27 protein-coding genes are annotated in these 25388 nt (G+C 69.6%); 14 read left to right on the top strand and 13 right to left on the bottom strand.

Annotated features, from left to right (window positions below):
• The first annotated feature begins 54 nt into the window (after nucleotides 1–54).
• Both LDL49_RS38765 and LDL49_RS38760 read left to right on the top strand, forming a co-directional pair.
• Entirely contained in the window at nucleotides 55–1170 is a 1116-nt protein-coding gene (locus tag LDL49_RS38765; protein ID WP_225299071.1) for a GAF domain-containing sensor histidine kinase, read from the top strand.
• A complete protein-coding gene (locus LDL49_RS38760; protein WP_225299068.1) occupies nucleotides 1167–1790 on the top strand; it encodes a response regulator in 624 nt (207 codons plus the stop codon). Before LDL49_RS38765 ends, LDL49_RS38760 begins: the two co-directional genes overlap by 4 nt.
• Here LDL49_RS38760 and LDL49_RS38755 read toward each other — a convergent pair.
• Nucleotides 1782–2396, bottom strand: coding sequence for a response regulator (locus tag LDL49_RS38755; protein WP_225299067.1), 615 nt, complete (start codon nucleotides 2394–2396; stop codon nucleotides 1782–1784). The two genes, LDL49_RS38760 and LDL49_RS38755, sit on opposite strands and share 9 nt — an antisense overlap.
• Nucleotides 2393–3592, bottom strand: coding sequence for a sensor histidine kinase (locus tag LDL49_RS38750; RefSeq protein ID WP_225299065.1), 1200 nt, complete (start codon nucleotides 3590–3592; stop codon nucleotides 2393–2395). The genes LDL49_RS38755 and LDL49_RS38750 overlap by 4 nt, the downstream gene beginning before the upstream one ends.
• 136 nt (nucleotides 3593–3728) lie before the next feature.
• Between LDL49_RS38750 and LDL49_RS38745 the strand changes: the two genes are divergently transcribed.
• Nucleotides 3729–4670, top strand: coding sequence for a CPBP family intramembrane glutamic endopeptidase (locus LDL49_RS38745; RefSeq protein ID WP_225299063.1), 942 nt, complete (start codon nucleotides 3729–3731; stop codon nucleotides 4668–4670).
• Between the two features lie 40 nt (nucleotides 4671–4710).
• Here the strand turns inward: LDL49_RS38745 and LDL49_RS38740 are convergent, their stop codons facing one another.
• Nucleotides 4711–5478 (bottom strand): Rv1486c family protein, encoded by a 768-nt coding sequence (locus LDL49_RS38740; protein ID WP_225299061.1) that lies wholly within the window; start codon nucleotides 5476–5478, stop codon nucleotides 4711–4713.
• A 70-nt stretch (nucleotides 5479–5548) separates the two neighbouring features.
• On the opposite strand from LDL49_RS38740, the gene LDL49_RS38735 reads away from it, so the two are divergent.
• From LDL49_RS38735 to LDL49_RS38720, 4 genes are all read left to right on the top strand, one after another.
• Nucleotides 5549–6337, top strand: a complete 789-nt coding sequence (locus tag LDL49_RS38735) for an ABC transporter ATP-binding protein (RefSeq protein WP_225299059.1) — start codon at nucleotides 5549–5551, stop codon at nucleotides 6335–6337.
• A 68-nt stretch (nucleotides 6338–6405) separates the two neighbouring features.
• Nucleotides 6406–7329, top strand: a complete 924-nt coding sequence (locus LDL49_RS38730; protein WP_225299057.1) for an SPFH domain-containing protein — start codon at nucleotides 6406–6408, stop codon at nucleotides 7327–7329.
• A 32-nt stretch (nucleotides 7330–7361) separates the two neighbouring features.
• Nucleotides 7362–8117, top strand: a complete 756-nt coding sequence (locus tag LDL49_RS38725; RefSeq protein ID WP_225299055.1) for a sulfite exporter TauE/SafE family protein — start codon at nucleotides 7362–7364, stop codon at nucleotides 8115–8117.
• Between the two features lie 30 nt (nucleotides 8118–8147).
• A complete protein-coding gene (locus LDL49_RS38720) occupies nucleotides 8148–8369 on the top strand; it encodes a DUF8836 family protein (protein WP_225299053.1) in 222 nt (73 codons plus the stop codon).
• A 217-nt stretch (nucleotides 8370–8586) separates the two neighbouring features.
• On the opposite strand, the gene LDL49_RS38715 is transcribed toward LDL49_RS38720, so the two are convergent.
• The 6 genes from LDL49_RS38715 to LDL49_RS38690 form a co-directional block, all read right to left on the bottom strand.
• Nucleotides 8587–9426, bottom strand: coding sequence for an NmrA family NAD(P)-binding protein (locus LDL49_RS38715; RefSeq protein WP_225299051.1), 840 nt, complete (start codon nucleotides 9424–9426; stop codon nucleotides 8587–8589).
• A gap of 59 nt (nucleotides 9427–9485) precedes the next feature.
• Complete coding sequence (locus LDL49_RS38710) at nucleotides 9486–10307, bottom strand: Rieske (2Fe-2S) protein (RefSeq protein WP_225299049.1); 822 nt, start codon at nucleotides 10305–10307, stop codon at nucleotides 9486–9488.
• A gap of 120 nt (nucleotides 10308–10427) precedes the next feature.
• Nucleotides 10428–11039: an HD domain-containing protein gene (locus LDL49_RS38705; protein ID WP_225299047.1), complete on the bottom strand. Its 612-nt coding sequence runs from the start codon at nucleotides 11037–11039 to the stop codon at nucleotides 10428–10430.
• Nucleotide 11040: 1 nt separating this feature from the next.
• Complete coding sequence (locus LDL49_RS38700) at nucleotides 11041–13230, bottom strand: molybdopterin-dependent oxidoreductase (protein WP_225299045.1); 2190 nt, start codon at nucleotides 13228–13230, stop codon at nucleotides 11041–11043.
• Between the two features lie 147 nt (nucleotides 13231–13377).
• A complete protein-coding gene (locus LDL49_RS38695; protein ID WP_225299043.1) occupies nucleotides 13378–14019 on the bottom strand; it encodes a hypothetical protein in 642 nt (213 codons plus the stop codon).
• Between the two features lies 1 nt (nucleotide 14020).
• Nucleotides 14021–14236: a hypothetical protein gene (locus LDL49_RS38690; protein ID WP_225299041.1), complete on the bottom strand. Its 216-nt coding sequence runs from the start codon at nucleotides 14234–14236 to the stop codon at nucleotides 14021–14023.
• A gap of 673 nt (nucleotides 14237–14909) precedes the next feature.
• Between LDL49_RS38690 and LDL49_RS38685 the strand changes: the two genes are divergently transcribed.
• Together LDL49_RS38685 and LDL49_RS38680 are read left to right on the top strand one after the other, a co-directional pair.
• The gene (locus LDL49_RS38685) at nucleotides 14910–15773 is read left to right on the top strand and encodes a helix-turn-helix domain-containing protein (RefSeq protein WP_225299040.1); all 864 of its coding nucleotides are present in this window, start codon (nucleotides 14910–14912) and stop codon (nucleotides 15771–15773) included.
• Between the two features lie 55 nt (nucleotides 15774–15828).
• A complete protein-coding gene (locus tag LDL49_RS38680) occupies nucleotides 15829–16056 on the top strand; it encodes a DUF397 domain-containing protein (protein WP_225299038.1) in 228 nt (75 codons plus the stop codon).
• A gap of 276 nt (nucleotides 16057–16332) precedes the next feature.
• Here the strand turns inward: LDL49_RS38680 and LDL49_RS38675 are convergent, their stop codons facing one another.
• The 3 genes from LDL49_RS38675 to LDL49_RS38665 form a co-directional block, all read right to left on the bottom strand.
• The gene (locus LDL49_RS38675; RefSeq protein ID WP_225299036.1) at nucleotides 16333–17778 is read right to left on the bottom strand and encodes a catalase; all 1446 of its coding nucleotides are present in this window, start codon (nucleotides 17776–17778) and stop codon (nucleotides 16333–16335) included.
• 19 nt (nucleotides 17779–17797) lie between these two features.
• Entirely contained in the window at nucleotides 17798–18205 is a 408-nt protein-coding gene (locus LDL49_RS38670) for a Fur family transcriptional regulator (RefSeq protein WP_225299034.1), read from the bottom strand.
• A 118-nt stretch (nucleotides 18206–18323) separates the two neighbouring features.
• Nucleotides 18324–19724 carry an MFS transporter gene (locus LDL49_RS38665; RefSeq protein ID WP_225299032.1) on the bottom strand — a complete coding sequence of 467 codons (1401 nt, stop codon included), beginning with the start codon at nucleotides 19722–19724 and terminating at the stop codon, nucleotides 18324–18326.
• A gap of 107 nt (nucleotides 19725–19831) precedes the next feature.
• On the opposite strand from LDL49_RS38665, the gene LDL49_RS38660 reads away from it, so the two are divergent.
• The 4 genes from LDL49_RS38660 to LDL49_RS38645 all read left to right on the top strand — a co-directional run bounded on the left by LDL49_RS38660 (nucleotide 19832) and on the right by LDL49_RS38645 (nucleotide 24274).
• Nucleotides 19832–20665 (top strand): helix-turn-helix transcriptional regulator, encoded by an 834-nt coding sequence (locus LDL49_RS38660; protein ID WP_225299031.1) that lies wholly within the window; start codon nucleotides 19832–19834, stop codon nucleotides 20663–20665.
• Between the two features lie 72 nt (nucleotides 20666–20737).
• Nucleotides 20738–21829, top strand: coding sequence for a CapA family protein (locus tag LDL49_RS38655; RefSeq protein ID WP_225299029.1), 1092 nt, complete (start codon nucleotides 20738–20740; stop codon nucleotides 21827–21829).
• A 41-nt stretch (nucleotides 21830–21870) separates the two neighbouring features.
• The gene (locus LDL49_RS38650; protein ID WP_225299027.1) at nucleotides 21871–23589 is read left to right on the top strand and encodes an SDR family oxidoreductase; all 1719 of its coding nucleotides are present in this window, start codon (nucleotides 21871–21873) and stop codon (nucleotides 23587–23589) included.
• 22 nt (nucleotides 23590–23611) lie between these two features.
• Nucleotides 23612–24274, top strand: a complete 663-nt coding sequence (locus LDL49_RS38645; protein WP_372470523.1) for a TetR/AcrR family transcriptional regulator — start codon at nucleotides 23612–23614, stop codon at nucleotides 24272–24274.
• A gap of 21 nt (nucleotides 24275–24295) precedes the next feature.
• Here LDL49_RS38645 and LDL49_RS38640 read toward each other — a convergent pair whose 3' ends face one another.
• Nucleotides 24296–24661 carry a hypothetical protein gene (locus LDL49_RS38640; RefSeq protein ID WP_225299025.1) on the bottom strand — a complete coding sequence of 122 codons (366 nt, stop codon included), beginning with the start codon at nucleotides 24659–24661 and terminating at the stop codon, nucleotides 24296–24298.
• A gap of 164 nt (nucleotides 24662–24825) precedes the next feature.
• Here LDL49_RS38640 and LDL49_RS38635 point away from each other — a divergent pair, with 164 nt between their 5' ends.
• Complete coding sequence (locus LDL49_RS38635; RefSeq protein WP_225299024.1) at nucleotides 24826–25356, top strand: tetratricopeptide repeat protein; 531 nt, start codon at nucleotides 24826–24828, stop codon at nucleotides 25354–25356.
• Nucleotides 25357–25388: the final 32 nt, after the last annotated feature.

Here is a 25388-nt window from a genome sequence, read left to right as displayed (position 1 = left end):
TGGGCATATGGACCTAGGACCGGCATATGGACCTAGGACCATAGAGTGGGTGCCGTGGCCTCCGACAGGGACGAGATCATGCAGGCGGTGAGCACCGCCGTGCTCGCGGTGACCCGGCACCTTTCGGTGCGCGAGGTGCTGCAGGTCATCGTCCGCTCGGCCCAGCGGCTGCTCGACGCCCGCTACGCCGCGCTCGGCGTGCCGGACGAGGACGGCTCGTTCGCCGAGTTCGTCGCCGAGGGGCTCACCGACAAGCAGTGGGACGCGATCGGCCCGCTGCCCAGGCAGCATGGCATGCTCGGCGCGATGCTGCGCGACGGGGCTCCGGTACGACTGCCCGACCTGCGCGAGGACCCCAGGTTCGAGTGGTGGCCCAAGGCGCACCCGGTGATGAAGGACTTCCTCGGCGCCCCGATCCGCGACGGCGAGGAGGTGCTCGGCATCATCTTCCTGGCCAACAAGCGCGCGCCCGACGGGTTCACGGAGGCGGACCAGGACCTGCTCACGCTGTTCGCCGCGCACGCCGCGATCGCGCTGACCAACGCCAGGCTGTACGAGCGGGGTCGCGAGCTGGCCATGCTCGAAGAGCGCAACCGGATGGCCCGCGAGCTGCACGACGCCGTCACCCAGAAGCTGTTCTCGCTCAGGCTGACCGCGCAGTCCGCCGCCGTCCTGCTGCGCAACGCCCCCGACCAGGCCGCCGCCGAGCTCGAACGCGTGCAGCGCCTGGCGGGAGAGGCGCTGGCCGAGCTCCGGGCGGTGATCGTCGAGCTGCGCCCGGCCGAGCTCGACCGGCACGGGCTGGCGGAGACGCTGGGCAAGCACGTGCGCCTGCTCGACCGGCTCCAGCCCGCGAGCGTCACGTTCGAGGGCGGCGAGCTGCCGCCGCTCGACTCGGCGGTGGAGGTGGCCGTCCTGCGGGTCGCGCAGGAGGCGCTGCACAACGCCCTCAGGCACTCGGACGCCGCTCACGTCGAGGTGCGGCTGGTCGACGAGGGCGGCAAGCTGGTGCTGACCGTGCGCGACGACGGCAAGGGCTTCGAGCAGGCCGAGTCACGCGGCCTGGGCCTGGTGTCGATGAGGGACAGGGCGGAGTCCGTGGGCGGGGTCATGACCGTCGCCTCGGTCCGCGACGAGGGGACGACGGTCCGCGTGGAGGTGGGTGTGTGATCCGGGTGCTGATCGCCGACGATCACCCAGTGGTACGGCAGGGCCTGCGGACGTTCCTCGACCTCCAAGAGGACATCACGGTCGTCGGCGAGGCGGCCGACGGGGCGCAGGCCGTCGAGCTGGCCGGCGAGCTCGTCCCCGACGTGCTGCTGCTCGATCTGAAGATGCCGGTGCTCGACGGGCTCGGCGCGCTGGCCCGGCTCTCGGGGGTGCTCCCCAGGGTGATCGTGCTGACCTCGGTGAGCGACCGGTCCGACGTGGGGCCGGCGATGCGGGCGGGCGCCTCCGGGTTCCTCTACAAGGACGTCGATCCGAACGCGCTCGTGCAGGCGGTGCGGGCCGTACATGGAGGGCAGGTGCTGCTCGCCCCCGAGGCGGCGGAGGCGATGCTGGCCGGTGCCAACGGCTCGCCGTCGGCGACGGGCCCGGTGCCGCTGACCGAACGGGAGCGCGAGGTGCTGGCGCTGATCGCGGCCGGCCGCTCCAACCGGGAGATCGCCAGGAGCCTGTCGGTCGCCGAGAAGACGGTCAAGACGCATGTGTCCAACGTGCTGATGAAGCTCGGCGTCCAGGACCGCACCCAGGCCGCCCTGTACGCCGTCCGCCACGGGTTAGCTTGACCTCGCGATGTGGATGGCGAGCTGAGTACGGTCGCGCAGGCGTAGTTTGCGCAGGATGCTGGAGATGTGGTTCTTCACCGTGCCCTCGGTGATGAACAGCCGCCTGGCGATCTCCCGGTTGGTCGCGCCGTCCCCGACCAGGACGGCCACCTCGTGCTCGCGTTCGGAGAGCTGGTCGGCGAGGTCCGGCGTGGCGGGGGCGCTGCGCAGCTCGGCGACCACCCGCTCGGCGGCGACTCCGCCCAGCACGGTCTCGCCCCTGGCCGCCTTGCGGATGGCCGCCACCAGCTCGTCGGGCGGGGTGTCCTTGAGCAGGTAGCCGCGGGCACCGGCGCGCAGGCCGCCGAAGATGTAGTCGTCGTCGTCGAACGTGGTCAGGATGATCGCGGGGATGTCGAGCCGGCCGACCAGCTCGATCCCGTCCATCCTCGGCATCCGCGCGTCCACCAGCGCCACGTCGGGCCTGGCCGAGGGGAGCAGGTCGAGCGCGGCCAGGCCGTCGGCGGCCTCGCCCACGACCTCGATGCCCTCCTCCAGCTCCAGGAGCTTGCGCAGGCCCTGGCGCATCAGCACCTGATCGTCGACGATCAGCACCCGGACGATCACCGGCCCGCCCCCGTACCGGCGGGCAGGTAGACCCGTAACGCGAAGCCGCCCTCCGCGCGGCTCCCCGCGTGCAGCGAGCCGCCGAGCGCGGTGACCCGCTGGCGCAGCCCGGCCAGGCCGTGCCCGCCGCCGACCTCCTCGTCCGCCGCGCCGCGCCCGTCGTCGGTGACGGCCAGCTCGACGCGGCCGTCCGAGGCACCGAGCACGACCTCCACGCGCCGCGCCCCGGAATGGCGCGCCGCGTTGGTCAGCCCCTCCTGCAACGCCCGGTACATGACCAGCTCGGCCTCCTCGTCAAGCGCCGGCCCCGCGCCCTCCGCCTGGAAGGTGACGTCGAGTCCGGTGCCCTCGAACGACCGCGCCAGCTCGGCCAGCGCGGTGGCGCCCGCCTTGCCCTCCAGAGCCAGCGGCTTGAGCGCCCGCACCCAGCGTCTGGTGTCGGCCAGGGCCTCCACGGTGAGCTGCTGGGCCTGTCGCACCTCGGCCCACGCCTCATCGGGGCGGGCCGCGCGGTAGCGCTGGGCGTTCTCCAGGCCGAGGTTGATCACCGTGAGGTAGTGGCCGACGGAGTCGTGCATCTCGCGCGACATGCGGGCCCGCTCCTCGGCCACCGTGAGCTCGCCCACCCTGGCCGCGTAGCGCCGCAGCTTGGCGTGGGCACCGGTCAGCTCGGCCAGCAGCCGTTCGTTGTCGGCGGCGCGCTGCCTGGCGCCCAGCAGCACGCGGGTGGCGATCAGCGCCCACACCGTGAACACGGCCATCACGATCGTCTCGGCGAGCGACCGCCAGGCATCTCGCCCCATCATCAGATTCGCGGCCAGCGTGAAGCCCACCGCGACCGCGCTGAAGCACACACCGCCGCCGAACCCGAACACGGAGACGATGTGCGTGAGCACCACCACCACCAGGGGGATGGTCGTGATCGCGGACCCGGTGCCCATCCCAGCCAGCGCGGCCAGCACGAAAAGGAGGCTGACCGCTCTACGGGTGGGCGAGGCCGCCCGATTCCACCGCAGGAACGGCCACATGCCCAGCATCGCCAAGGGAGGCGCGCAGAAGAGCCACGATCCGTGGCCACCGACCGCGATCTGGAGCGCGGACCAGAGAAGGATCAGGTCCGAGCCGCCGAAAAGGGCGCTCAGGATGTAGGGGGCCCGCTCATCGGTGCCATGTGTCCAACGATCACTTCCGGCCACGCTTCCACGCTAACAGCGGGGACGGCGAAGCCCTCGGGGTCGGCGACCGAACATGACCTGCGACACATACGAAGACAGGCCGTGATCGGTCTCGCGCATGATTCGCCCGGCTCCGCCGATCCTTACGTTCGGCCATATGGACAACGCTTTCATCAATGCCGTGACGGCCGGGAAACGCACCACCCATCCGCTGGTGGCGGTCGTGCTGGCGCAGTTGATCTACGCCGCGGGGGTGGTCATGGGAATGGCGCTCACGCCGCTCCTCGGCAGCCTCCTCCCCGGTACGCCGCAGGGTCCGGTGCTCGCGGCCGTGCTGCTCCTGTCGGTCGTGCTCGGGCACGCGCCCATCTTCGCGCTGCTGTGGCTCTGGACACGCTTCTACGAGAAGCGGCCGTTCGTCTCGCTCGGCCTCACCTGGGGCCGCGGCGCCTGGCGGCGGCACCTGATCGGCTTCGGGCTGGGCGCGGCCTTCATCGCCGGCTGGCTGGCCCTGCAGTACGCCACGGGCAACCTGCGCGTGGACGGATCGCGGTGGAACTCCGCCCTGCTCTACCTGCTGCCTGTGGCCTACCTGGCCAGGGTCATCATGATCGCCATCGAGGAGATCCTCTACCGGGGATGGATCCTGCAGAGCGCCGGGGCGCGGTGGGGTGTGCCCGCGGGCATCGCCGTGTCGTCCGCCGCGTTCGCGCTCTTCCATTTCGTCGGGCCGCTGATGCTGATCGCGCCGCTGCACACCTTCCATTGGGTGCTGGCGACCAACCTGGTGCTCTGGTCGGTGCTGGCGGCACTGCTCACGCTGACCGGGCGCGGTCTGTGGGCGGCCATGGCGTTCCACGCGACGCCGCTCTGGCTGGCCAGTTACGCCTTCGTGGTGGTGGTGCCGGGGCAGCGGCTGCCGGACATGGCCGTGTTCCTGCTGAGCCAGCCGAAGGCGAGCCCGCTGGCCGGGGAGGCGGCGCTGGCCGGACCGTTCACCGGCCTGCCGACCACGCTCCTGCTGGCCGTCCTGTGCGCGGGCGCCTTCGCGGTCTACCTCAGGAGGTCCCGCGCGAGAGAACTCACCGCCGCGGCCTGACCGTATTCATCCGGAAGGATCATGGATTCATCCGGAAGGATCACGGTCTGACCGGCTCGAAGATGGAGTGGTGCGCGGCTACGAGCGCGCGGCGTACCGCGCGGTCGAGCTCCCGCAGGGCCTCGCCGCTCGCCGCGAGCTGGCCTGAGGTGAGCCCTCGCTCGTCGGCCACCCGCAGCACCGCGGCCAGCCGCGTGGCCAGGGTGGAGACGCGGTGCGCCCGTCCCGGATAGCCGGGGGCCAGCTCGCCGCCGAGCCGCCCCAGCCGGTCGGGCCGCTCGGGTGCGGGTCCGTCGACCGAGGCCAGCGCTTCCGTCGCCGACCGCATCGCGATCGACAGCTCCCGCTCCGCCTCGGCCACCGAAGGCAGGTCCAGGCGTACGGGCCCCGAGGTGTGTACGGCCAGCCGTACCCCCACATAGGACGATCCGCGCAGGTCAGGCGAGGGCACCAGCCCGAGGCACCGGCCGGAGAGCACCGCGATGACCGCCTGACCGGCCTCCACCGCGGCCGCGTTGAAGGCGGGCGGCCCGGAGAGCCCGAGCGGGTCGCCGGGCGCGGGCAGCGCGAGCCGGAGCTCGGTCAGCCCGTCGGATCGCAGGTCGGCGAAGTAGGCACGCAACGGCACGTCGCCCACGACGGGACCTACGGCGACGGCGGGGGAGCCGGGCACCTCGGCGGGGCCCACGACGGCGGGACCTGCGGCGGCTTCGACCCGGTCCACGGCCTCGTCGAGACCGACGTGACCGGCGAGCCAGGCGTTGCCCCAGGCGACCAGCGGAGGGGAGACAGGTGATTCAGGGCGCACCGATCCACGATATGCGCTCGCCCTGCAATAGGTTTGTCCCGAGCGTTACTCCTAAAGGAGGGATACGGGGATGGGTGGTCAGGTGCTGCGGCTCCAGGACGTCGCCGTCCGGCGCGACGGAGCAGCCCTGTTGCGCGGCATCGACTGGACGGTCAACGAGGACGAGCGCTGGGTCGTCATCGGGCCGAACGGGGCAGGCAAGACGACCTTGTTGCAGGTCGCGGCGACGCTGCTCTATCCGAGCGAGGGGATCGTGGAGGTGCTCGGCGAGCGGCTGGGTCAGGCCGACGTCTTCGACCTGCGGCCCCGCATCGGCCTGGCGAGCGCCGCGCTGGCCGAGCGCATTCCGCCGGAGGAGAAGGTCATCGACCTGGTCCTGACGGCGTCCTACGCGATCATGGGCCGCTGGACCGAGGAATACGACTCCAACGATGTCACCAGGGCCGTCGAGCTGATCGACATGATGGGCGCCGCGCATCTGATCAGGCGCAGGTTCGGCACCCTGTCCGAGGGCGAGCGTAAACGGGTGCAGATCGCCCGCGCGCTCATGCCCGACCCCGAGATGCTGCTGCTGGACGAGCCGGCGGCCGGCCTCGACCTGGGCGGCCGGGAGGACCTCGTACGCCGGCTGTCGGTGCTCGCCAACGACCTCCGCTCACCCACGCTGGTGCTGGTCACGCATCACGTGGAGGAGGTGCCCAACGGGTTCACCCACGGGCTGCTGCTCAAGCACGGCTCGGTCGTGGCCCAGGGGCCGCTGGAGCACGTGATGACGGCCGACAACCTGTCGCAGACGTTCGGGGTGCCACTGACGCTCGACCGCAGCGCCGAAGGACGTTGGTACGCCCGCGCGCACTAGATCGCGTCAATCCCCTGAACGGCCAGTAGCATCTACGGAGGCGATCCCCTCGGCCTCGGAGCGTTGGCATGTCCACGGAGCAGCTCATCGTCGCCATCGTCGTGGTCGCGGCGGTGGGGTTCGGGGTGACGCGGACGGTCCGCATCATCCCCCAGGCGACCGCGGCGATCATCGAGCGGCTCGGCCGCTATCACCGCACGCTGAAGCCGGGGCTCAACCTGGTGGTGCCGTTCGTCGACCGGATCAAGGATCTGATCGACCTCCGCGAGCAGGTCGTCTCGTTCCCGCCGCAGCCGGTGATCACCTCCGACAACCTGGTGGTCTCGATCGACACCGTCATCTACTTCCAGGTGACCAATCCGAAGGCGGCCACGTACGAGATCGCGAACTTCCTGGTCGGCGTCGAGCAGCTGACCGTCACCACGCTGCGTAACGTGGTCGGCGGCATGGACCTGGAGAGCACGCTGACCTCCCGCGAGGAGATCAACACCGAGCTGCGCGGCGTGCTGGACGAGGCGACCGGCAAGTGGGGCATCCGGGTCAACCGGGTCGAGCTCAAGGCCATCGACCCGCCGTCCTCCATCCAGGACTCGATGGAGAAGCAGATGCGCGCCGACCGCGACAAGCGGGCCGCGGTGCTGGCCGCGGAGGGTCAGCGGCAGGCGGCCATCCTGACGGCCGAGGGCGAGCAGCAGGCGGCGGTCCTGCGCGCCCGTGGCGAGGCGGAGGCGGCCGTGCTGCGCGCCCAGGCGGAGGCCGAGGCTCAGGCGATGCGGGCCAAGGGGCAGGCCGACGCGATCGGGATGGTGTTCAAGGCCATCCACGAGGGCAAACCGGACCAGCGGCTGCTCGCCTACCAATACCTGCAGATGCTCCCGGAGATCGCCAAGGGCGACGCCAACAAGATCTGGATCGTCCCGTCGGAGATGGGCCGGGCGCTGGAGAATCTGGGCGGTCTCTTCTCGCCGCCCAAGGACGACCCCGACCTGTAGCCGGGAAAGGGCCCGCCTCTAAGCTCTGTCGGATGACAGTGTGGGAGGCGGTCGCGGTGTTCGCGGCCGGGGTCGCGGCCGGAGCCATCAACGCGGTGGTCGGATCGGGCTCGCTGATCACCTTCCCCACGCTCGTGGCCATCGGCGTCGACCCGGTCGTGGCGAACGTCTCCAACAACATCGGCCTGGTGCCCGGCTCCTTCACCGGCGCGTACGGCTACCGCGCCGAGCTCGCCGGGCAGCGCGAGCGGCTGCTGCGCCTCGGGCCCGCCTCGGCGATCGGCTCGCTGATCGGCGGGATCCTGCTGCTGTTCCTCGACCCGAGGGTCTTCCAGGTCGTGGTCCCGGTGCTGATCGGGCTGGCCTGCGTACTGGTCGTGGTGCAGCCCAAGCTCAACGGCTGGCTGTCGGCCCGGCGCCAGAACGACGATCCCCACGGCGGTCTGCTGCTCTGGCTCGGCGTGGTGGGGGCGGGGATCTACGGCGGCTACTTCGGCGCGGCCCAGGGCGTGCTGCTGATCGGGCTGCTCGGCAGCTTCCTGACCGAACCCCTGCAGCGGGTGAACGCGGCCAAGAACGTGCTCTCCCTGATCGTCAACGGCACCGCGGCCGTGCTGTTCGTCTTCATCGCCCACGTGGACTGGTGGGCGGTGCTGGCGGTGGCGCTGGGGGCCACGGTGGGCGGGTTCGTCGGGGCCAAGGTCGGGCGCCGCATCCCCGCTCCGGTCCTGCGGGGGATCATCGTTTGTGTGGGAATTGTGGCGATTATCAAACTGGTGTACGGATAAATACCGGGCATTCTGGGTATAAATCCGTACATGAAGGGTGATCGGGTGGAGATCGTCATCGACGCGGGCGATTCATCCCCGCGCACCTACGAGATCGTCGCCACCCGCGCGGGCCGCCGCGTCGAGGTGGCCACGCGGCGGGGGCTGGTCGAGGTCAGTGAGGTGACCAGGAGCGGCACCGCGGTACGTACGGCGCGATTCATGTCCAGCCGCATCCTGGCCCTGGTGGAACACCCGGCCGACGAGAGCTGACCCGCCGCGGTCCTGTGACGGTCCGCGGTGGCCGGCGTCCCTTGGGGGATGCCCCCTTCGGGGAGAGGGCGAAGGCGGCCCCCGTCGGGGGGAGCGGAAGGGCGGGAGTCGGCGGGCTCAGGCGGGCGACGGCAGCGGAAGTCGCCCGCGTGGTCGGCGACCCACTCCGGAGCGTCAGCGAAGTCGGCTGCGTGGTCGGCAGCCCACTCCCGGAACGTCAGCGGAAGTCGGCCGCGTGGTCGGCAGCCCACTCCCGGAACGTCAGCGCGGGCCGGCCGAGCAGTTTCGGGACCGTGTCCGTGACCCGCTCCGGCGTGTCCACGAACGCGCCCCAGCCCGCGAGCGCGCCGTCGACGAACCGGGCGTCGCCCCACGCGGCCAGCAGCTGCTCGCGGGCGACGGCCGGCGGCAGTTCCGCCCACCGGACCTCCCGCCCGACCGCCTCGCCGATGATCCGCGCCTGCTCGGCCTGTGACAGCTGCTCGGGCCCGCTGAGGACGTACTTGGCCCCGCCGTGCCCGGCCGAGGTGAGCACGTGCGTGGCCACGGCCGCGATGTCCTTCTCGTGGATCAGCGACCTGCGCGCCTCCCCGAACGGCCAGCGCACCACGCCCTCCCTGACCTGGTCGGCCCAGCCGAGCGTGTTGGCCGCGAAACCGACCGGCCGCAGGAACGTCCAGCTCAGATCGGTGTGCCTGATCAGCCGTTCCACCTCCTGGTGGAAGAGGGTCGCCTCCTCGCCGTCGGCCAGATCCTCGACGTCGGCCGACAGGTAGACGACGCGGCGCGCGTGGGCGGCGATGGCCTGCACCACGTCCCGGGCGGTCTCGGCGGCGAAGCCGGGCCAGATCAGGAAGACGGACTCGACGTCCTTCAGCGCCGGTTCCAGGGTCTCGGGGACGGACAGGTCGCCTTTGACCACCTCGACCCCTTCGGGGAGTTTCGCGCGGCCCGGGTCGCGGACCAGGGCGCGGACCTGGAGGCCCGCCTCGGCCAGCTGGGAGACCACGTGCTTGCCTACGTTGCCGGTCGCGCCGGTCACCAGAATTCTGCTCATGGACGGACCGTAGAACTTCAACCAATGTTCAGGTCAAGCGCGGCCGTAGCGGGAGCCGGTCAGGTCAAGCTCGGCCGTACCTGGAGCGTGCCGTCGCTGCGGATCCGGGTTTCGAAGGTGGGCGCCGGCGCGGTCGCGGGACCGTGCTTGACGGAGCCGTCCGCCAGCCGGAACGTGCTGCCGTGCCAGGGGCAGACCACGCACGGATCGCCGTTCTCCACGACGAGCCGGCCTTGGTGGAGCGGGCCCGCGAGGTGCGAGCACCGGTCGGCGAGCACGGTGACGCCCGAGCTGTGCCGCAGGACGAAGAGCTGGATGTAGCCGAGCCGCCGCGACACGGGACGGTCCGGCGGCAGGTCGTTGACCAGGCAGAGGTCGTGCCAGCCCAGCGGCACGAGATGGGTGACCTGGGGCGCATGGTTGGCGCCCGCCGCCTGCCGGTAAGCCAGGTTCCCGCCCAGGTAGGCGCCGAGACCGCCGACGCTCAGACCGGCGACGGTCAGCATCTTGCCGGTGCGCTCGTTCCCGCGCAGCCTGGCCATGAGCGAGGCGGAGAAGAAGCCCAGCGCGGTCACGTTCGACAGCATGTGGACGAACCCGACCCGCTGCTGCTCGCGATGGAGAGACGACCAGTCGGTCAGGCCGGCGGCCGCGGTGGGCAGCGCGCTGCCGAGGCCCGTGGCCAGCAGCAGCCGCGCGGCCCGGGGCTCGGCGTTGGTCCAGTCGAGCACCGCGGTGGACATCCAGCAGCCCAGGCTGAAGGTGGCGAGCGGCGGGTGCAGCGGTTTGCCCGTGGGCACGCCGTGCAGCCAGTCGCGCAGCCGTCCCGGCCGGATCCCGTCGCGTATGGCCTTGGCCAGCACCCGGATCGGCTGGTCCATGACTTTGGACCTCTCGAGCCGGTCAGCCAGGGCGACCGGCCCTACGAAACGCCGCGACTGCCGCCTTCTCGCTCGTACTTTCTCTTTCACGACATGTCCCCTACCCCGGCCATAAGGGCATCACTCGGACAGGTGTCCCCTGGCGATGGAGAGCTCGACCAGCTCGAGCGCGTACGCCCCGAGCGACGGCGAGCCGTCCTCGATGAGCCGTACCTTCTCCTTGACCTGCGCGGCCGTCACCTTGAACAGCGGCCAGGTGCCGCCCTCGGTGTGGTGGTTGGCCAGGATCGGCGCGAAGCGGTCGAGCGCTCGGGCGAACTTCGCCTCCGGCGTCTCCCGGGCCTCGAACTCGTCCCAGAGCGCCCGCATCGCCGCCCCCTGCTCGCCCGGGAGCAGCGCGAAGATGCGGTCCGCGGCGGCCCGCTCCGCGTCGGGCTGGGCGGCCACCGCGGCCGTGTCATAGATGAAGGTGTCACCGGCGTCGATCTCGACCAGGTCGTGCACGAGCAGCATGGACACCACCCGCTGGATGTCCGTCCCGGGTGGCGCGTGCTCGCCCAGGACCATGGCCAGCATGCCTACGTACCAGGAGTGCTCTGCGTCGTTCTCTCGCCGTGAGCCGTCCATGAGATGGTTGCGGCGGATGATCCGCTTCAACTTGTCGATCTCGACGGCGAAGGCGATCTGGGCGGTCAGGCGGTCCTCTTCTGGTGCGATAGTCACGCGCGACACCTTAATGTGCGGTGATCACCCCGGTTGGCAAAATCGTCACCGGAACCCCATTGAACACGGCATTTCCCGACGGAACGTCTATTGCCGACTCATCGGTCAGCACATTCGCGCTGACCCCCGCGTGCTCGGCGGCGACCAGCTGAGCGCTGCCCGCGTGTCCCCAGCCGTGGGGCAGGCTGACCACGCCGGGCATGATGGTGTCGGTGGGTTCGAGCGGCACCCTGAGCTCTCCCGTGGCCGAGCGGACCAGGGCCTCCCCGTCCAGTCCGAGCCTGGCCACGTCGGCCGGGTTGATCTGGAGCGTGCAGGTGTTGCTGCCGCCGACCAGCGAGCCCACGTTGTGCAGCCAGCTGTTGTTGGAGCGCAGGTGGCGCCGCCCGATCAGGACGATCTCCGGCGGCTCCTGCTCCAGCCCGCCGCGCAGCCGCTCCACGTCCTCGATGAGCTGCGGCGGCGCGAGCTCGATCACCCCGGAGGCGGTCCTCAGCACCTCGCCCAGCCGGGGCTCCAGCGGGCCGAGGTCCAGCCCGTGCGGGTTGTCGAGCAGCTTGCGCAGCGACAGGTCGCCCTTGCCCGCCCACTTTCCGTACGGGCCAAGCTTGAGCATCAGGTCGAGCCGGCGCTCGGCCCCGCAATCGCCTTCGAGCGCGGCCCGCAGCTCGGCCACGTCGCGCCCTTCCACGCCCGAGCCCGGCAGGTCGACCGCCTTGCGCAGCATCTGGTCGAGGACGAACTCATCGAGATCGCCCTCCTGCCCGGAGGCGATCATGGTCAGCCTGGCCAGGATCTGCGCCTCCGACGGCTGCCCGTCCAGGGGCAGCGACGGCGGCGAGTAGCGGGTGTAGTTGCGCACCGCGAAGTTGAGCAGGGCGAAGTCGTAGTGCCCCGACTGGAGGGCGCGCGGCGGCGGCAGGATGACGTGCGCGTGCTTGGTGGTCTCGTTGAGATAGGGGTCGACGCTGACCATGAAGTCGAGCCGCCCGAAGGCCGCGTCGAGCCGGGGGCCGTGCGGCGCGGAGAGCACCGGATTGCCCGCCACGGTGAGGAGGAACCGGACCTGCCCGTCGCCGGGCGTCTCGATCTCGTCGGCGAGCGTGGCGACCGGCAACTCGCCGTTGGCCTCGGGCAGGCCCCTGACCCGGCTCTTCCACCGGCCCACCGTGTAGGGCCGGCGGCCCAGGCCGAACTCGGTGGCGGGCTTGGCGAACATCGCGCCGCCGGGCCGGTCGAGGTTGCCGGTCAGCACGTTGAGCACGTCCACCAGCCATTGGGCCAGCGTGCCGAACTCGGCCGTACACGTGCCGATCCTGGCGTAGACGGCCGCCGTCCTGGCCGCCGCCAGCTCCCTGGCCAGCCGGACGATCACCTCGGCGGGCACGCCGGTGCGGCGGGACACCACCTCGGGCGGGAAGTGCTTGGCCGCCTCGCGTAATTCGTCCAGGCCGTTGACCTCGTGGGACACCGTGGTCAGGTCCTCGGCGAGGAGCGTGTGCGCGATCCCGAAGAGCAGGTAGGCGTCGGTGCCCGGCCGTACGAACACGTGCTCGTCGGCCAGTCCGGCGGTCCTGGTGCGGCGGGGGTCGACCACGACGAGCCGGCCGCCGCGGGCGCGCAGCGCCTTGAGCCGGCCGGGGAAGTCGGGCGCGGTGCACAGCGAGCCGTTGGACTCCAGCGGGTTGGCGCCCAGCATGAGCAGGTAGTCGGTCCGGTCGAGGTCCGGCACCGGGACGGCGAGCGGATGGCCGAACATCAGCCCGCTGGCGACGTGCTTGGGCATCTGGTCGGCGGTGCTGGCCGAGAAGATGTTGCGGGTGCCGAGGGACTTGAGCAGCGGCGTGCCGTAGAGCTGGCCCGCCATGTTGTGCACGTTGGGGTTGCCGAGATAGACGCCGACCGACTGGCGGCCGTGCCGCTCCGTGACCTGGTCGAGGCCCTGCTTGACGGCGGCGAACGCCTCGTCCCAGCCGACCTCGCGCCAGAGCTCGCCCTCCCTGATCAGCGGCTTGCGCAGCCGGTCGGGGTCCTCGTCCAGGCGGCCCAGGCTGGCGCCCTTGGGGCAGATGAAGGCCTTGCTGAACGGGTCGTCCTTGTCGCCCCGCACGCTCGTCACGTGCCCGCCCTCGTCGAGGGTGAGTGTCAGGCCGCACACGGCCTCGCACAGGGGACAGGTCCGGTGAACGGTCGACGTCATCACGGCTCCTGAGTTCGTCGGTTGAACTCATCTTGGCTCGTACGGCACCCATGGGGAAGCCCCGGAGCCCCCGCGGTCTCCGGGGCTTGCACTGGAGAGCGTTCGGCCCAGGCCCGAGCCGCCACTCTCCAGGTCATCGGCAGATCGTCAGCCGACCTGCGGCAGGGCGAACGGCCTGGCCAGATCAGGGGGCTCCTCGAGGTCGGTCCTCAGAGAGGCCCAGGAGCGGCCGTAGAGCCGGTCGAGTCCGGGGGAGGCGGCGCCGGGCAGCTCGTCACGCCGGACGATCTCCACGATCAGCAGGTGCGCCCATTTGCGGTGCCGGTAGACGTTGGCGCTCCTGGCCCAGCACGCCGCCGCGATCTCCTCGGCGTAAGCCTCGAACTCCGCGGCGGAGATGCCCGCCCTGGTCATCACCAGGGCCTTCTCGCCCGTACGTGTGGGCGTGATCCACAACACCAGCGGGATCCGGCCCGCGCGGGTGTGCATGGTGGTCTCCAGGCAGGTCTTCTGCAGCCGGTGCCGGGACGCCACGCACCAGAAGTGCGCCGCCACCCAGTTGCGGCCGGTCCTGGTCACCGCGGGCGCGGAGATCGCGCTGGTCAGCATGATGAACGGCCACCACCGGCCCTGCTGGGTGGCGCCCAGCAGGGTCAGCACCACCAGGCCGAGCGCTCCGATCAGCAGCAACTCGGTACGGATCCGCCAGAGCCTGGCCGGCAGCCCGGTACGGGCGGGCGGCAGGTCCTCGTTGGCGGGGTAGATCTGGTTACGCGGGTTCCTCGACATCTCAGGACACCTCCTCGGCGATTCGGGAGGGGATCGTGAGCTGGTCGAATCGGGGGTCGCGGTAGCGACGGGCGCCGAATCCGGTCTTGGCGACGGTCCAGCCGCGCCGGTAGGCGAACTCATCCGGCTCCATGCAGATCTCTCGATCCGCCCATGCCATGAGTTCCCGGATCCGGGTCTTGATTCGGCTGAGTCCCTTGGTACCTTGTGAGTACATGGAACACCTCTTTCGCGGCATTACTCGAGGTGGGTTCTTTCGCCGGATCGCAGGCTGATGACCGGTGTCGCCGCAGGGTGGCAGCCCTTTTGAGCGGCTAATAGGTGGTCAGCCTGGGTCCGGCTTCTTGGCGTTTCTCCATGCTCGAATGAGCGACATTCGCGGTGGTCAGTCAGATGCGTGCGGGGTCCTTCCGGCAAGCGGCCTCCCTGGGGCAGAGATTCAAGTCCGGGACGGCGACGTTGCCGGAGGTGCGGCCCGCGTGGCCGCCAGCGATAAAGAGCGGTAGGCCCGGTGTGGTAGGCCGTGTCGTCATCTCGGCCCCCATCCGTCGGTTACCTTCCAGAGCTCGATCGTCTCTCCCGGATGGGCCGGGTGCAATACATTCAGCAAGAGAAGATTTAGTTTTCTTGGTCCTTGCTTGATATTTTGGGTGCATCTGTGGGTGCAACTTGCACGGCAACTGTCAGGTGCCCTGGGTCAAGAGCAGGTGGGGGGAGCCTCTTCCCCTCGGGATTGGGCTCCCTCTTGCCCCTTACGCTCACTCCGTGAAACCCTTACGGCAAGCCTCAGCGGCAGTACTCATGCAAGTTGCAGTGTAAGATTGACCGAACGGCTAAGTGGCCTTCCCCCGTTACACCTTCACCTTCATTCCCGACGAGGAGAGTGGACGGTGCCATCGCAGCAGGGCAGTCCGACTGTTCGCAGGCTCAGACTCGGTCAAGAGCTACGCCTCCTCCGCGAACGAAAGAAGCTGACGGGGGCCAGGGTGGCCAGCGATCTGGGCTGGAGTCCCAGCAAGATCAGCCGGATCGAAGCGGCCAAGACGATGCCAAGTGCCGAGGACATCAAGGCAATGGCAGAGCTCTACAAGATCGACAGTGAGAAACGTGACGAACTCTTCGCCCTGCTGAGGGATGCGGATCAGCGTGGGTGGTGGGAAGATTACGAAGACGCCCTCCCGGAGGAATACACAAGATTCCTCGGGCTGGAAGCGGAGGCGACATTCCAGCGCAACTGGGAACCCCAGATCGTGCCTGGTCTCCTCCAGACTGAGGACTACGCACGGGAGGTCGTCCTCTCCGTCCGTGGCATCTCACGGATCACGCACAGCGGTGTCCGGAGCCGGGTCGAGGCGCGCCTGGATCGGCAGCAGCGGGTGTTGCACCGCCCGCAGCCGTCCCAGCTACGTTTCGTGATCGACGAGCCGGCGCTGATGCGTCGTTTCGGTGAGCCCTCGGTCATGCGTGCGCAGATGGAGCATCTCCTGGAGATGTCGCTGTTGCCGCACGTCAGCGTGCAGGTGCTGGCGACGGATGCGCTGCACCCCGTCAACACGGGGGCGTTCATCCACCTGAAGTTCGCGGAATTCGACGATGTTGTATACCTGGAGCAGCTCTACACGGCCAACTTCGTCGAGGATCTCGAACGTGTGGCTGGATATGAGACGGCCTTCGACTACATCAAGTCCCAAGCGCTTGACGAGGACGAGTCACGTGTCCTCATCCAGCGCAAGGCGATGATGTGGCGAGGCTAGCGACAAAGATCATAACAAGGGGCAATGGTGCCCCTTTCGCCCGTTTGGGGAGAAAATGTACATCGATCCCGTGGTAGCGACCTGGCAGAAGAGCAGCTTCTGCAACGGCGCGAGCAGCTGCGTCGAAGTCGCGCCCCTTGCCGACGGAAACGTCGCTTTGCGAGACGGCAAGGAGCAGGACGGCCCCGTTCTGGTCTTCACGCCGAGTGAATGGGCCGCCTTCACGGCCGGGGTCCGTGACGGCGAGTTCGACCTGAACTCGCTTGCCGCTACCGCTTCATGAAAAACGGCCCTGGCAGGTTGCTAGCACAACACCATCAGGGCCGCCACGCACTCCAGCTCGACCTTGTACGCGAGATCCGAAGATCTTCATATCTTGGCCCGAACCGCCTTGAAGATCAACCAGCCACACCCGGTTCGAAGCAGAGGATCGGTCCTCAACCGCGGAGTACGGTCTGACGACTCCTGCCGAAGAGCCCTCTGCCCTCCATTTGGACCGCCCACGACGGGAACGGCCCGCGCCACGAGAACATCGGCGCGGGCCGTTTCGCGTACGGCGTCAGGAGAGGCCGAGGCCGTGGGAGACACCCTGGCCGAGGTCCTTGTGGATGTTGTTCCAGTACTCCACGACGCGCTGCTTCATCTCCGAGGTGACCTCGGGGGCCGAGGCGTGCCCGACGATGTTGCTCACCAGGTGCGCGCGGTCCGTTTCGGACAGCACGTTCTCCCAGAGGGCGCGCGGCTGGACGTAGTCGTCGTCCTCGGCGTGCTTGGTGTACGCGGACCGGATGATCTCGCCGGCCACCTGGTAGTTCTCACCGTCGTACAACGCCGGGTCCGCCGCCGGGCCGTTGACGCTGTTGGGGGCGTACACGGGGTCCTGTGAGTTCCTGTAGGACATCGGGCCGTCGAAGTTGTAGGAGTTGACCGCGGCTCGCGGCTGGTTGATCGGCAGTTGCAGGTAGTTGGGGCCGATCCGGTAGCGGTGCGTGTCGGGGTAGGAGAACAGGCGGCCCTGCAGCATCTTGTCCGGAGAGGCGCCGATGCCGGGCACCAGGTTCGACGGCTCGAAGCCGGCCTGCTCCACCTCCGCGAAGTAGTTTCGCGGGTTGCGGTTCAGGGTGAACGTGCCGATCGTGATCTCGGGGTAGTCCTCGTGCGGCCAGACCTTGGTCAGGTCGAAGGGGTTGAAGCGGTAGTCGGCCGCGGCTTCGAACGGCATGATCTGCACGTTCACCTTCCACGAGGGGTGGTCGCCCGCCTCGATGGCCGTGTGCAGGTCGCGGATGTGGTGGTCGGGGTCGACGAGCAGCGCGGCCGCCTCTTCGCCGGTGTAGTTCTTGATGCCCTGCTCGGTCCTGAAGTGGTACTTCACCCAGAACTTCTGGCCCCCGGCGTTGTACCAGAGGAAGGTGTGCGAGCCGAAGCCGTGCATGTGCCGCCACGAGGCGGGGATGCCGCGGTCGGTCATGAGGAACGTGACCTGGTGCGCCGACTCCGGCGACAGGGTCCAGAAGTCCCACTGCATGTTGTTGTCGCGCAGGTGGTTGTCGGCCCGGCGCTTCTGGCTGTGGATGAAGTCGGAGAACTTCTGCGGGTCGCGGATGAAGAAGATCGGGGTGTTGTTGCCGACGAGGTCGTAGTTGCCCTCTTCGGTGTAGAACTTGATCGCGAACCCGCGCGGGTCGCGGGCGGTGTCGGGGCTGCCGAGTTCGCCGGCGACGGTCGAGAAGCGCAGGAAGAGCGGGGTCTCCTTGCCCTTCTGGAAGAGGCCGGCCTTGGTGAACTGGCTGACGTCCTCGGTGATCCGCATGACGCCGTGGGCGCCGCCGCCCTTCGCGTGTACGACGCGCTCGGGAACACGTTCCCGGTTGAAGTGCGCCATTTTCTGGATCAGATAGTGATCCTGCATAAGAAGTGGGCCGTTGGGGCCGACGGAGAGCGAGTGCTCGTCGCTCGGCGCGGGTAGGCCGGCGTCGTCGGTGGTGATAGGCCTGTTCGTCATCAGTGCGGTCCTCCGAAAATCATCGTTGACAGTTCGGGCAGACGCCCCAGAAGGTGACGTCGGCTTCGTCCACGACGAATCCGGCCGCGTCGACGGGCGCCAGACACGGGGCGATCCCCGTCGCGCAGTCGACGTCGGTCATGCCGCCGCAGCGCCGGCAGACGAGGTGGTGGTGGTTGTCACCCACCCTGGCCTCGTAGCGCGCCGGACTGCCCATGGGTTCGATCTTGCGGAGCAGTCCGGCCTGGTGCAGCGCGTGCAGCGAGTCGTAGACGGCCTGAAGGGACACCTGACCCACACGGTCGAGCACGCCGCGGTGGACGGCTTCCACGTCGAGGTGGTCGCCTTCGCGCACGGTCCGCATGATCGCCAGGCGGGCCGCGGTCACCCGCAACCCAGCCTGGCGAATTAGGTCGTTGTCCCCCATATCCGGACACGCTAGCGATAAACCTGAATGATTCAAGCAAAGGACCGGTACAGGTCTTGGCCGCGCCGTACCAAGAAGCGCTGGCGCAGCTCTCAGCGGCGTCGTACCAAGAAGAGTCTCAGCGGCGTCGTACCAAGAAGATCGAGCTCAATCCGGCCAGTACGGCCAGCGCCGCGAGCGCCACGGCGGTCGCCATCGAGGCGGAGCCGGTGCCCCCGCCCTGGCTCAGGGAGATGAAGAGCGTGCCCACGGTCGACACCCCGATCACCTGGCCGAGCTGCATCACGGTGAGGAGCGCCCCGCTCGCGTCGGCGGCGTAGACGTCGTCCACCTGCTGGGTCGCCATGTTGGTCACCGCGACCTGCACGCCGAGTCCGGCGCCGATGAGCGCGCTCATGACCGCGTACAGGACGCCGCCTCCGGAGGCGAGCCCAAGACCCAGGTAGGCCGGCGCAGCCACCACGTAGCCGAAGGGCACGAGCGAGCGCTGGAGGCCGGGCGGCAGCAGCGGCCAGCAGAGCCCCACGAGCGCGAACGCCAGCGCGCAGGGCACGAGCATCATGCCCGAGGCCAGCGGCGACAGGCGCAGGTCGCCCTGAAGGTGCAGCGCCGAGGTGAACAGGAACGCGCCCCAGGTGGCCGGCCCGAGCAGCAGCACGGCGAGCCCCGGCCGCATGCCGGGCGCGCGCAGCACGCGCGCGTTGACCAGCGGGCGCCCGCCGCGGCTGGTCACCCAGCGCTCGACGCGGACGAACACCACGAAGACCACCGCGCTCAGCGCCATCGAGGCCCAGCCCCACAGCGGCCAGCCGAGGTCCCTGCCCAGCACGAGCGGCACCACGAACAGCAGCACGGCGGCCGACAGGCTCACCAGACCCCACGGGTCGAGCCCGCCCTGGCCGCCGCCGTGGTCGGCGGGGAGCACCCGGAGGCCCGCGACCAACAGCAGCGCGCCGATCGGCACCAGCACGAGGAAGACGATCCGCCAGCCGGCGCCGAGCCCGAGCAGAATCCCGCCGAGCGCCTGGCCGACCACGATGCCGCCGCTCACCACCGCCGACCACAGGCCCAGCGCCCGGCCTCTGGCCGCGCCCTGGTAGTTGTGCTGGATCAGCGTCATGACCTGGGGCATCATCAGCGCCGCCCCGGCGCCCTGGGCGAGCCGGGCGGCGACCAGCGTGCCGGTCGTGGGGGCGAGCCCCGCGCCCAGCGTGGTGAGCGTGAAGAAGGCGAGCCCGGCGAGAAAGGCCTTGCGGTAGCCGAGCAGGTCGCCGAGCCGGGCGCCGGTGATCAACAAGACGGCGTAGACGATGGTGTATCCCGCCACGATCATCTGCAGCCCGGCACCTGATGAGTGCAGATCGGCCTCGATGGTCGGGGTGGCCACGTTGACGATGTTGACGTTCAAGATGGCCAGGAACTGCCCTACGAGGATGATCGCCAGGAGCAGCCCGCTGGCCTTGCCCTTCTCCGGCTGTACGGCCGGGATCGGGGGAGCGACAGGAGCGGATTGCGTCATAGATCGAGTCTGGCGGCAAACCAGTACCAGTAACGAGAGCCCCTTTATACTGGTATTACTGCTACCTGGATGACTTACGCCCGTTCCACCATAGTGAAGGGGTGACCGTGACAGAGGCAAGGCGCTCCGATCTGTCGGCGTTCCTGCGCACCCGGCGCGAGCGGATCACCCCTGAGATGGTCGATCTGGCGCCGGGACCCCGCAGGCGTACGCCCGGCCTGCGCCGCGAGGAGGTCGCCCAGCTCGCCGGGGTGGGCATCACCTGGTACACGTGGCTGGAGCAGGGGCGGCCGATCAACGCCAGCAGCCAGGTGCTCGACGCGATCTCACGCACGCTCCGGCTCGACACCGCCGAGCGGGAGCACCTCTACCGGCTGGCCGGCCAGCCGGGCACCCCCGTCCTGGCCGGCTCCACTCCGGTGACGCCGGAGATGCAGGCCATACTCGACCAGCTCGGCGTGATGCCCGCGTGCATCACCAACAGCCGCTGCGACGTGCTGGCCTGGAACCCCGCCTACGCGACGATCTTCCCCGAGATCGTCAACGCCCCGGAGGGCGAGCGCAACTCGCTCTGGCAGACGTTCGTCAGCCCTTCGTGGACGACCATGCTCGTCAACCGCGACCACGAGCTGCCGCGCGCCGTCGCCGTCTTCCGGGGCGCCTACAGCCGCCACGCCGACGACCCGTGCTGGCAGGACTTCGTCCGGCGGCTCGCCGCGGAGAGCGCCGAGTTCGCCAGGCTGTGGGCCAGGCAGGACGTGGCCGAGCCCGGGCCGCGGGTGAAGACGTACGAGCACCCTGAGATGGGCCGGATCGGCTTCAGCACGACCAGCTTCCACCTCTCGTCGGCACCGGAGACCCGCATGATCGTCTACTCGCCGCAGGACCAGCGGTGCCTCGACGCCATGACCCGCCTCATGACCGAAGGTCAGCGCCCCTAGGGCCGCGCGCGATTCCTCCGCGCATGGCATGCTCGATGGCTGAAAGTCAGGATCGAGCGGAAGTAGCCGCACATGAGAGTCCCCCGCCCCCTCCTCGCGGTGCCCCTCGCCGTCATGCTGGCCTCGGCCGCCGCGTGCTCGGCGGCCAAGTCGGAGCCGCCGCCGAAGAGCGAACAGGCGGCGGAGAAACCGAAGGACGTGGCCGTCACCACCGCCCCCGCCGCCCCCGCGCGGAAGCCGTACACGATCGCGTTCGGCGGGGACGTGCACTTCGAGGGCGGGCTCCGTAACCGGCTCGCCGCGCCGCGCACGGCGCTCGGGCCGATCGCGCAGGTGCTGCGCGGGGCCGACCTGGCGATGGTCAACCTGGAGACGGCGATCACGACGGGTGGCACGCCCGCGCCCGGCAAGCAGTACACGTTCAGGGCGCCCCCCACGGCGTTCGCCGCGCTGAAGGCCGCCGGGGTCGACGTGGCGTCGATGGCCAACAACCACGGCATGGACTACATGGAGACCGGGCTCGCCGACTCGCTGGGGGAGATCAAGCGGAGCAAGTTCCCGATCGTGGGCATCGGGGCGAACTCCACCCAGGCCTACAAGCCGTACAGGAAGACCGTCAACGGCAACCGGGTCTCCATCATCGGGGCCACTCAGGTGCTCGACGCCGAGTTCATCCAGGCGTGGACCGCGACGTCCACCAAGGGCGGGCTCGCGTCGGCCAAGGACGAGGACCGCCTGCTCCAGGCCGTACGGCAGGCGCGCAAGAACTCCGACACCGTCATCGTGCACCTGCACTGGGGCACCGAGATGCAGAAGTGCCCCAACCCTGCGCAGCTCGCACTCGGCCCGAAGCTGGTCAAGGCGGGCGCCGACGTGGTGGTCGGCGGTCACGCGCACATCCTGCTCGGCGCCGGGTACATCGGCAACGCCTACGTCAGCTACGGCCTGGGCAACTTCGTCTTCTACAACTCCACGCCCGGCACCACCGGCAGGACCGGCGTGCTGACGCTCACCATCAAGGGCCGCAAGGTGCTCAAAGACCAGTGGACGCCCGCCACCATCCAGGGGGGCATACCGATCCCGATGACGGGCACGGCCAAGACACAGGCGGTGGCCGAGTGGCGGGCACTGCGATCATGTACGGGGCTGGCAGCCCGCCCTTGACGAGATCTATCATTGGACTCCACGTCCAATAGGAGGTCGCCATGCGCTGGGTCGAGTTCGATGACGTACGGCTGGCGGTCTTCGAGGAAGGCGATCCCGGCCACCCCACGATTCTGCTCGTCCACGGCTATCCGGACACGCACCGGGTCTGGGACGAGGTCGCCGAGCGCCTGCGCGACCGCTTCCACGTGGTCCGCTACGACGTACGCGGCGCGGGCGACTCGACGGCCCCGCGCCACACCCGCGACTACGCCCTCCACCGGCTCGCGGGCGATCTGGCGGCGGTGCTCGACGCGATCGGCAAGCCCCGCGTCCACCTCGTCGGGCACGACTGGGGCTCGCTGCAGGGCTGGGACGCCGTGACCCGGCCCGGCATCCGGGACCGCATCGCCTCCTTCACCAGCTTCGGCGGTCCGGGGCTCGCGCAGGCACGCCACTTCATGCGGCACGGCAGGCGGCGCGACGTCCTGTCGCAGGCGGCCAAGTCCTGGTACATCGGCGCCTTCCGGCTCCCGGTGCTGCCCGAGCTGGCCTGGAGCACGTTCATGCCGCGGGTCCTGGAGCGGTCGATGCGGCGGGGCGAGGGCCTTGAGCCCAGGCCGGGCCACCCGGCCGGCACCCTGAGGAGCGACGCCCGCAACGGGCTGCACCTCTACCGGAGCAACATGGCCGGGGGCGGCGACGTCGGCGGTCCGAGCGTCGCCGTGCCCGTCCAGCTCATCGAGGCCACCCGGGATCCGTTCGTCTCCCCGGCGCTGCTGGCCTCGCTGGGGCAGGGGGTTCCCGAGTTCTGGCACCGCAAGATCGCGGCCGGGCACTGGGTCCAGCGCAGCCACCCCGACGTCATCGCCAGGATGATCGCCGAGTTCGCCGGCCACGCCGACGGCGGCGCGCCCACCAGGAGCCTGCGCGGGGCCCGCGTCGAAGAGGGCCGCAAGGCCTTTCACGGGCAGCTGGTGGTGATCACCGGTGCGGGCAGCGGCATCGGGCGCGCCACCGCGCGGGCCTTCGCCGCGCACGGCGCCGAGGTCGTCTGCGCGGACCTCGATCGCGAAGCGGCGGCCCGTACCGCTGACGGCATCGCCAAGGACCTCGGCGGTACGGCACACGCCGTACGAGTCGATGTCGCCGACCCCGCCCAGATGGAAGACTTCGCCGGAAACATCCGCGCTGAGCATGGCGTGCCGGACATTGTGGTGAACAATGCCGGGATCGCGGTCAGCGGGCCGTTCCTCGACCACTCGCTCGACGACTGGCGCAGGACCCTCGACGTCAACCTGTGGGGCGTCATCCACGGCTGCCGGCTGTTCGCCGCGCAGATGGTCGAACGCGGAGAAGGCGGCCACATCATCAACATCGCCTCGGCGGCCGCGTTCGTGCCGTCGCGACTGCTGCCCGCCTACTCGACCTCGAAGGCGGCGGTGAAGATGCTGAGCGACTGCCTGAGAGCGGAGCTGGCCGGACAGGGCATCGGGGTCAGCGTGATCTGCCCCGGTTTCGTGTCCACGCCCATCGCGCGCAACGCCACGTACGTCGGTCCGGACATGAGGGAGTCGGCCGAACGGGGGCTGGCCCGCCGCGGCTATCCGCCCGAGCGCGTCGCCGCTCATATCCTGCGCGCCGTACACCGTGACCAGGCGGTTGTGCCGGTCAACGCGGAAGGGAAGATCGGCTACGCGCTGTCGAGGATCTCGCCGGGAGCGCTGCGGCGGTTCGCGAGAGTGACCTCCGTCACGAGAAATCCGCCATTCGCCAGGTAACGATCGTGCACTTGGGGGGAAGATGGAGCACGTGTCCTCCCCGATGATTGAAGACGGCTGCGCAGCGCCCAAATCGCTCCGGCGACGGCCGACGCAGCGCCGCAGTGCCCGCCGCGTCGAGCGGATGCTCGACGCGTGCGCCGAGCTGCTCGACGAGATCGGCTACGAGGGGCTCTCCACCACCCGCATCGCCGAGCGAGCCGGCGTCGCGATCGGGTCGGTCTACCAGTTCTTTCCCGACAAGCGAGCCATCACGCAGGAGCTGACCCGGCGCAACGTCGAGCAGTTCGTCTCCCGGGTCGGCCGCCGGTTCCTCGAAGAGGACTACCGCGGCTGGTGGGAGGCGGTCGACGCGATCATCGACGAGTTCGTCGACATGCACCGGAGCGTGCCCGGGTTCAGGAACCTGCGCTTCGGCGACGTGGTCGACCTCAACCTGCTCGACTCCGACTCCGACAACAACATGGTGATCGCCGGGCGGCTGCGCGGGCTGCTGCTGAAGGAGTTCGGGCTGGCCGACAGCCAGGAGCTCGACATGGCCGTTCTGGTCGCGGTCGAAGCGGGCGACGCGGTGCTGAAGCTGGCCTTCCGCCGCGATCCGGACGGCGCGCCGGAGATCATCGAGGCGGCCAAGCAGCTGATCCGCGGCTTCCTGTCCCGCCAGCTCAAGTCCTGGCCCGCGTGAGGCGTCGGGCTGCCGGGCCGTTCAGTGGGCCGCGCGTAGCTCTCTGAGGAGCTCCGGCAGCCAGGCGGGGGTCGAGCCGCGCGGGTCGTACCTGGACTGGAGCCGGTCGCCCGATTCCGGGACGAGCGCGGTGGCGGGCGGCTCTCGCAGCTGGGTGCGAGAGGTGTCGGTGCCCGGCGCGCACGGTGTCAGGAACGTCACCGACCGTGCGTCACGGGCCTCCCTGACCATCCTGGTGTGCAGCCTCGCCTCAAGCGCGTGCAGGTTTCGCTCCGCCGATTCGATGGCCTCCAGACGGGCCGAAAGGTAGCCCACCGCACCGGGAATCACGGCGGACAGCACGACGAGGCAGACCAAAATGAAGGTCATCTGCCTGGACAGGCCCATCGCGACTCCCTCCACTAGCGGACGAGCGCGACGGTAATATCCCCTTCGACCAGCACAGACACGCTTACTGTAGTCACACTTTAACGCTACGTTGCCTAACCTGTGCGAGATCCGCGATGTGTATTGACCGGGCAAAACCGCAAGCGGCTCGGTAGTCTCGCGGTGTGGCGCATGTGACCCGTGAGCACCTTGATCGCCTGCTAGAGCAGGCACTGCTGGCCGACGACCACGGTTCGCTGGCCAAGCGGCTGTACGACGTCGCGCTCGGCTATTCGACGGGCGACGTTTCCAGGGCATCCATCCTGGTCCTGGCCGCCGAGGAATGGCGGGCGGCGGGACAGCCCGCGCGTGCGATGGAGTGTTTCCAGCGTGCGATGGAGGACGGTGGCGAGTCGAGCATCGATCCGCGAGCCGGCATAGCCGACACGCTCTTCGAGCTCGACCGGCCGGACGAGGCTAGGGAGGTCATCGAGACCATCCGTGCGGAGGGCAGAGCCACCACGGCGACCGCCCACACGATCGCCGAGACCCTGGTCGCCTACGGTGACCTGCGGGCTGGGCACGAGTGGGCGACCCAGGCGGTGCTGGCCTGCGACGAGGACGACCCCGAGCACGTGGCTCTGCTGCGTACCCGCTATCGCATCAGGGTGGACCTCGGTCTACCGGAAGACGACCTCGACGCCCTGGTGTCCTGAGAAGGGACGCCACGAGAAGGCGGACGTGACCG

The organism is Nonomuraea aurantiaca, from assembly GCF_020215705.1.
GTDB lineage: Bacteria > Actinomycetota > Actinomycetes > Streptosporangiales > Streptosporangiaceae > Nonomuraea > Nonomuraea aurantiaca.
Note: the sequence above shows the minus strand (reverse complement) of the source record. Positions and strands in the feature narration are given on the sequence as shown.